This window comes from Nitrospirota bacterium, from assembly GCA_040754395.1.
Taxonomy (GTDB): Bacteria; Nitrospirota; Thermodesulfovibrionia; order Thermodesulfovibrionales; family SM23-35; genus JBFMCL01.
This window is the reverse complement of the sequence record JBFMCL010000032.1, coordinates 22,375-30,026: the sequence shown is the minus strand read 5'-3', so window position 1 is coordinate 30,026 and position 7,652 is coordinate 22,375. Positions and strand designations below refer to the sequence as shown.

At 48.0% G+C, this 7,652-nt stretch carries 5 protein-coding genes and 1 rRNA gene; 5 read left to right on the top strand and 1 reads right to left on the bottom strand.

The window, feature by feature from the left end; translation table 11 throughout:
* Window positions 1-101 (top strand): 23S ribosomal RNA (locus AB1552_13240); the annotation flags it as partial.
* Window positions 102-185: 84 nt separating this feature from the next.
* Complete coding sequence (locus AB1552_13235) at window positions 186-1,613, top strand: sigma-70 family RNA polymerase sigma factor (protein MEW6054731.1); 1,428 nt, start codon at window positions 186-188, stop codon at window positions 1,611-1,613.
* Here AB1552_13235 and AB1552_13230 read toward each other — a convergent pair.
* Entirely contained in the window at window positions 1,600-2,598 is a 999-nt protein-coding gene (locus AB1552_13230) for a LysM peptidoglycan-binding domain-containing protein (protein MEW6054730.1), read from the bottom strand. The two genes, AB1552_13235 and AB1552_13230, sit on opposite strands and share 14 nt — an antisense overlap.
* 138 nt (window positions 2,599-2,736) lie before the next feature.
* On the opposite strand from AB1552_13230, the gene AB1552_13225 reads away from it, so the two are divergent.
* The 3 genes from AB1552_13225 (at window position 2,737) to AB1552_13215 (ending at window position 7,556) form a co-directional block, all read left to right on the top strand.
* A complete protein-coding gene (locus AB1552_13225) occupies window positions 2,737-4,059 on the top strand; it encodes a pitrilysin family protein (GenBank protein ID MEW6054729.1) in 1,323 nt (440 codons plus the stop codon).
* Window positions 4,056-5,492 carry a pitrilysin family protein gene (locus AB1552_13220; GenBank protein ID MEW6054728.1) on the top strand — a complete coding sequence of 479 codons (1,437 nt, stop codon included), beginning with the start codon at window positions 4,056-4,058 and terminating at the stop codon, window positions 5,490-5,492. Before AB1552_13225 ends, AB1552_13220 begins: the two co-directional genes overlap by 4 nt.
* Before the next feature lie 159 nt (window positions 5,493-5,651).
* A complete protein-coding gene (locus tag AB1552_13215) occupies window positions 5,652-7,556 on the top strand; it encodes an adenylate/guanylate cyclase domain-containing protein (GenBank protein MEW6054727.1) in 1,905 nt (634 codons plus the stop codon).
* The last annotated feature ends 96 nt before the right edge of the window (window positions 7,557-7,652 follow it).

The following is a 7,652-nucleotide window of genomic DNA, read 5'->3' as shown; positions in this document are numbered from 1 at the left end:
ACCTGAAGGTCTGTGGTAGACTACCACGTCGATAGGCTGGAGGTGTAAGTGCAGTAATGTATTGAGCTGACCAGTACTAATAGACCGTGCGACTTGACCCTTTTTATTTTCCCTCCTGTTGTTAAAGGAAGATGGGGGCCTTGAAAAAAGGCCCCTTTATGTGTTCGAAGGAGTAAGGAATAAAGATGAGAGAGAGAGACATATTCGAAGAGATAATTGACATAGGCAAGCGAAGAGGCATGCTTACCTACGATGAAATCAACGACGCACTTCCCTCCGAATTTTTTTCCCCTGATGAAATAGAAGACCTTATGGATATCCTCCAGGACATGGGGGTTAAGGTAGTTGATCATGAGGAAACAACCCCCCATGAAGAGGAGATGGAAGAAGAAATTGAAGAATATGAAAAGACAGAAGACCTCGTGCAGGCATATTTCTATTCCATGGGAGACATCTCCATATTGACAAAAGACGAGGAAACGGAACTCGCAAAAAGACTCGAAGAAGGAAAAAACATCATCAGGGAACTCATTATCGCGTTACCGCTTTATAAGAAACTTGAAATGAGCCAGAACGGGGATGAGGAAGAGTTCAATCCCGAGGAGGAAAAAACTGACGAAGCACTGGTGAGGAGTGTCGAAGTCATTGAAGAACTCATGAAGGAGATTGAAGTCTCCGACAGAAGGATATCCAAGTACGGTTCCCTGAAAGGGATGAAGCAAACCGTCAGGGAGAAGAAAAAGAAGGGTATCGATACAAAGAAAACGGAAGCACTGGCCAAAGAGATTGAGAAGGTATATAAGAAGGTCGAATCAGAAGTGGGGACCAAGATTGATGATATCAAATCCATGTGGACGCGTATCCAGAAAGCAAGGACTCTCATCTCGACCGCAAAGAATGAGTTAATCACCCGCAATCTGAGACTTGTTGTCAACATCGCCAAAAACTATGTCGGAAGAGGACTTCCTCTTTTGGATCTCATACAGGAAGGCAATATCGGCCTGATGAAGGCCGTAGATAAATTCAAATATGAAAAGGGATTCAAATTCAGCACCTATGCAACCTGGTGGATCAGGCAGGCGATCACACGCGCCCTCATAGACCAAACAAAAACCATCCGGGTTCCCGTACATATGATGGAATTCTACAACAGGGTTACCAAGGCATCGAGGGAACTGACGCAACAGCTCGGCAGGGAGCCTACCAACGAGGAGATCGCACAAAAACTTGTGGTCCCCACGCGCAAGGTTGAGGAGGTTTTCCGGGCAATACAGGATCCGATTGCGCTTCAGACTCCTGTCGGGGATGAAGACACCGAGCTTGAGGATTTCATCGGAGACAAGAACAGCCCGTCACCTTACTCTGATGCAGAAAAGACGGAGACATCAGAGCAGATTCAGAAGGTGTTGAAAACCTTAACCGCCAAAGAAGAGATGGTGATCCGGATGAGGTTCGGGATAGGTGCAGACAGGGATCACACCCTCGAAGAAGTGGGAAGACATCTTTCCATCACAAGGGAAAGGGTGAGACAGATAGAAGCCAAGGCGCTGAGGAAGCTCAAGCATCCGAGCAGACTTAAGGCCCTGAAAAGACTGACGACTACTCCTGCTTAACGCCTGTTACGCCGTCGCCTCTGACAATTGCATCAGTGCTTTTTCTGATGATGACGGTCGAGGTGGAGTCCCTCAGGTTGATTATCTGAATCAGGCCATTGTAAATTTTGTGCTTGCTCTGGACTGTGGTCGCAAGCATATCACCGATCTGCAACCCGTCGTTTTTGCCCTTGTCTATATACGCGACATCAAACGGCACGCTGATAAGATGCAGGTGTTTCGATGCAACCACATAGCCGTTGATATCGGGTTTCCTTGGATTGTCGGGAGCAATGGGATGCTCCATCTCGTAGTAGGTATCCAGGAGATCTCCCGATGAGATATCAAAATATGCTTCTGTAACGAGTACTTGCGGATCATCGTTTTCTTCCTGCCCAATAACCTCAACCGTCCCGCGGATATCGATCAGATACCCCAGTGTCCTCCCTGTCACAGGATGTTTTACCAGTTCTGTGGGGACAAGCACATAGAATTTGTCACCTTTTTTTACCGGCATGTCTGCCTTGATATATGCGTAATCACCTTTGCCAAGAATGGTGCGTCCGGTTGGGGTATCAGCGATCTTACCGACACTGCGTACTGATTCTGCAATGTAACCGCTTGATGTCAGAACATGCCTGTTGACAAGGTATTCTTTTTTTGAAGGCTGAATTGCGATTACCGGTATCTCAGGCTTTGCTTCGGGTTCCGGTTTTGCAACGGGTTTGATTTCAGGAATTATTTCTTTCTGCATAAGGTAAAGGGGAATTCTGATATGCTGTTTCGGATAGATTCTGTCGGGATTCTTGATATCCGGGTTTTCCTTCCATACCTTCGGCCACAGGAAAGGATCCTGCAACTCCTTTTGTGTGATATCCCAGAGGGTGTCTCCTTTTATGACAGTGTAGTCCCTGTATTCCTGCATTTGTGCATATGCCACTGATGTCAGCAGAAGAAAAAACAGACAAAGGAAGGCTTTATTGAATATATGGCTTTTTCGTTGCATTAGTAATACTCCTTTTCCAAAGTTTTACTTTACATAAAAATAACGAAGATGCTGAAAACTGTCAAGTATTAATTGCATGTTCCGGCCTGTGTCAACTCTTCTCTTCCAATATATTTTGATTTTTTGATATAGTTATTTATGAAATATATTAAAGTCATTGTCCTGATTCTTCTGTTATCGTTCCCTGCCGTTCCCGATGCAGCAGAAGTGAAAGAATATGCGCTTGACAACGGGCTGAAAGTTCTGATAATCGAAGAGCATAAGGCGCCGGTAGCGACTTTTCAGGTATGGTACCGGGCAGGTTCCCGGGATGAACCTGCCGGCAAATCGGGTCTCAGTCACCTGCTTGAGCATATGATGTTCAAGGGCACCGCGAAATACGGGCCGTCAGTCTTGTCCAGGATTGTGCAGAAGAACGGGGGGACTAACAATGCATACACAACCAAGAACTACACAGTATATTTCGAACTCTTCTCTTCGGACAGGATAATGCTTTCAGTTGATCTTGAGGCTGACAGAATGCATAACCTGACACTCGATCCAAAGGAAGTACTCTCTGAGCGCGATGTAGTGATGGAAGAACGAAGGCTCAGGTATGAAGATGACCCCCAGAGATCCCTGTTTGAGGATGTTGCGGCGGCAGCATTCAAGGTGCATCCGTATCAGAGGCCTGTAATCGGCTGGATGTCTGATCTGAAGTCTATCGGGCGGGACGATCTTTGCAATTATTACAAAGCATACTATGCACCGAACAATGCGGTAATTGTTGCTGCGGGCGATATCAGCAGCGAGGCCTTAATGAAAGAGATCTCCGCGCATTTCGACAATATCCCTGAAGGACCTCAAATACAAAGGACCGCAAACAGTGAACCTGAGCAAAAAGGAGAGAAAAGAATCGTCCTGAAGAAAGAGGCGGAACTGCCGTACATCCTTATGGCATATCACGTGCCGAGTTTCCCGCATGAGGACAGTTATGCACTCGATGTGCTGAACCTTCTCCTGGCCGGAGGGAAAAGCACACGGCTCTATCAGTCGCTTGTCTACGACAAGAAGATTGCCCTGAATGCATCTGCTGATTACAGCGGCTTCAACAATGATCCGTATCTTTTTTTCTTGTATGCCACTGCTGCACCCGGCAAAGATATCGCAGATGTTGAATCCGCGCTGATCGCCGAGATAAAAAGTCTCCAGACCGAGATGCCGTCAGACAGGGAGATCCGGAAGGCAAAAAACCAGATTGAAGCTTCATTTGTGATGGGCCAGGACTCGGTCTATCTTCAGGCGATGAAATATGGTATGTTTGAGATGCTCGGGGACTGGAGGCTTATTGATACCTATCTCGAGGGCATCAGAAAAGTGACCCCTGAGGATGTGGTGAAGGCAGCGCGCAGATATTTTAACGAAGAGAATAAGACCACCGGCATCCTGATACCGGTAAAGAAAGAGAAGCGTGAAGAGTGAACAGTAACCTTCGCACACCACAGAGTCTGCAGAAATCAGTTCCTTTCCCGGCAACCGGTGCGCAGCGCAGGCATGTGAGGAAGGACACCTTGCCATTCTCCTGCCCCGGCTCATGGCTGCTGCATGCTGTCCTGCTGATCTTCTTCTTCTGCATTTTGTTGTCTGATGCAGATGCACTGAATGTGAACAGGACTGTGCTGCCCAACGGGCTCACAGTCCTTCATTCTGAAAATCACAGCCTTCCCATTGTGATGCTCACACTCATTGTGAAAGGCGGACAGGTCCATGAACCCGATGCAAAAGCAGGACTCGCGAATCTGACCGCGGAACTCCTTACTGAAGGGACAAAAAACAGAACATCAAGGGATATCAGCGAAGAGATTGATTTCATCGGCGCGTCTCTGGATGCCTCGGCAGGGAATGATTTTACCACGATTTCACTGTCGGTGCTGAAGAAGGATATCCAAAAAGGGGCTGAACTTTTCTCTGACATCCTGCTGAACCCCACGTTCCCGCAGGTTGAGATTGACAGAAAAAAGGAGCTCATCAGTGGTTCCCTGAAACAGCGTGAAGAGGAACCCTCTTTTCTTGCAGGCCGTGCCTTTAGGCAAGAGGTGTTCGGGGAGCATCCTTACGGCAGGCTTCCGGAAGGTTCTCCAGAATCACTCAGGGACATCACACAGGAGGATCTGGCACGGTTCCATAAAGAGTATTTCCGGCCGAACAACTCCATCCTTTCTGTTGCGGGCGATCTCACCAACGCAGAGTTGCAGGAGTTGATTCAGCGCTATCTGGACGGATGGAAGAAGGCCGACGTATCCGAAAGAAAGACCGGAAGGCTGAAGAGGGAGATGATCAGGAAAACCATAAAGATAGACAAGGACCTCACCCAGGCAAATATTATTCTCGGAAATCTCGGCATCAGCAGACATGATCCGGACTATTATGCGGTTCTGGTAATGAATTATATTCTGGGAGGAGGCGGGTTTTCCTCCAGACTCATGTCTTCTGTGCGGGATAAGATGGGGCTGGCGTATGACGTGCACAGTTACTTTTCGGCCAATAATGAAGAAGGTGCCTTCCAGGTAGGGCTCCAGACAAAGAATGAATCCGCAAATACCGCAATCAGCGAGGTTCTGCAACAGATTGAACGGATCAGAAAGGAAGAGGTATCTAATGAAGAGATTTCAGAGGCGAAGTCGTATCTGACAGGGAGTTTTCCCAGAAGACTCGACACCAGCCGGAAGATCGCAGATTTTCTTGCCTCTGTTGAATTCTTTCACCTTGGCCTTGACTACGCAACAAAGTATCCTGAGTACATCAACGCAGTCACCAAGGAGGACGTGCGCAGGGTTGCGAAGAAATACCTCACTCCGGAATATTACATACTGGTGGTTGTTGCAGACCAGAAAAAGGCGGAACTGAAATATTAGGCACATCAGGAATCAATGCCGCAGGAATGATCTGCGTAAAATCCGCTAAGGTGACAGAGGGAAAGCTTCTTCTCCATATTCGCCCATTGTGCCTGTCACTTTTACACGTTACGAATGCAAGTATCTCCTAAAAAAGGAAACTGGATTCTTGTCTTCTGTATGGTGTCCTCTGCCGTTTTCCTTGCATTGCTGATTTACCGTCCAGTATCGGTTGAAGAGCGTGTTGAAGTCCTGACTCTCGATTACAGATTCCACCTCAGAAATCTTATCCTGAAGCCTGCACAGCCTCAGGATACGCTCATTGTGGCGATTGACGAAAAAAGCCTCAGGGAGTTTGGCCGCTGGCCGTGGAACAGGGAACTGATGGCTGAGCTGGTTAACGGGATCATCGCTATGGAGCCGAAAATCCTTGCAGTGGATATTTTCTTTGCCGAGCCTGAGAGTGCAAAAAGCGATATGGCATTGGGTGAGGCGTTCTCGCGTGCAGGGGAAAAAATCGTGCTTGCGATGACCTTCGATGAACTGGTTGATGCAAGTGACGAAAGTCCCGAAGTTCCGGACCAGATCATCGATTCCGCATTTTTGAAGATTGAAAATACCACACGCATGCATCCCGTTATCGCGGAAAAAGCCCTACCTGTGATTCAGGAGATTGCGCAGGGAAGAGTCTTCGGGCATGTGAACTCTCATCCTGACCTCGACGGAAAGCTGCGGTGGGAAATCCTGTATCTTGCATACGGGGACGAAATCTTCCCGTCCCTCGCCCTGCAGGCTGCACGCGTATATCTTGGCGTCACGCAGGATGAAATGGTCATCGCAGGGGACAAAGGGATACGGCTCGGTCAGGAGTATTTCATTCCAGCCGACCGGAGGGGCAGGCTGCTTATCAACTATTACGGGAAAGAGGGTACATTCAGATTCATTTCAGCGGCGGACATATTGCGCAAAAAGATAAGGCCGGAAGAGGTCAATGGACGCATAGTCCTGCTCGGCACATCTGCTATCGCAACCTACGACATGAAGAACACGCCTTTTTCCGCCAATATGCCCGGGGTTGAGAAGAACGCGACTGTCATCGAAAACATCCTTCATCACTCTCTGCTCAGGAAGAGCATCGGGTATGTCGAGATCGCGGTTATTCTGCTGACAGGCATCATGACAGGGTTTTTTCTTCCGAGACTGAATGCGCTCAAAGGTGCGCTCCTGTCTTTTGCCCTGTTTTCGGGATATGTCCTTGCAGTCCAGTTCCTCTTTACTTCCATGAACCTCTGGGTCAACTTCGTTTACCCGGCAGCCAATATCATAATGATTGCGGTGGCGGTTACCGTAGCAAAGTATTTTTTCGAAGAGAGAAAATCGAGGGAAATCCGTGCCATGTTCTCGAGTTATGTCTCTCCCAAGATCGTGGAAACACTCATTAGTAATCCGGAAAAGGCAAAGCTCGGGGGCGACCGGAAGATGGTGACAGTGCTTTTTTCAGATATCAAGGGATTTACCTCATTGTCTGAAAAAAGGCCTCCGGAAGAGGTTGTGGAGATACTCAACGAGTATTTCAAGGAAATGGCTGACATTATCTTCAGATGGGACGGAACACTTGACAAGTTCGTCGGAGATGAGATCATGGCGTTCTGGGGAGCCCCGGCGGATCAGCCAAACCACGCTGAACTGGCTCTCAGATGTGCGTTACATATGGAGGACAGCCTTGCAAGGATGCAGGACAAATGGAGGCGTGAAGGAAAGGAGATGCTTGACTGCGGCATCGGGATAAACACCGGGGAGGTTATCATCGGCAATATCGGCGCTGCAGGAAAAAAAATGGATTATACCGTCATCGGAGACCATGTCAACCTTGCGGCGAGGGTTGAGAAGCTCACGAGGGATTATCAGGCAAAGATTCTTATTACGGAATTCACCATGGAGCATATCAGGACATCGGACGGAACAACAATGTTCGGTCATTACACCTTAAATGAACGGGATACCGTAAAGGTCAAAGGCAGACAGCGAGAAATAAAGATTTTTGAACTGAAAGGGCTTGCGCACGAACGATCCCAAACGAAATGACCTGCAAGAGAAATTTCGTTTAAACAAAGGTATGGGGTTTTGTCGTGTCTGAGCCGACAACAGACAGTGATCTTTCATATCCTGTTCCGGCTTTCA

Coding starts and splice junctions, on each gene's coding strand:
- AB1552_13230 (MEW6054730.1), bottom strand. CDS start 2,598: ATGCAACGAAAAAGCCATATATTCAATAAAGCCTTCCTTTGTCTGTTT.
- AB1552_13225 (MEW6054729.1), top strand. CDS start 2,737: ATGAAATATATTAAAGTCATTGTCCTGATTCTTCTGTTATCGTTCCCT.
- AB1552_13215 (MEW6054727.1), top strand. CDS start 5,652: ATGGTGTCCTCTGCCGTTTTCCTTGCATTGCTGATTTACCGTCCAGTA.
- AB1552_13235 (MEW6054731.1), top strand. CDS start 186: ATGAGAGAGAGAGACATATTCGAAGAGATAATTGACATAGGCAAGCGA.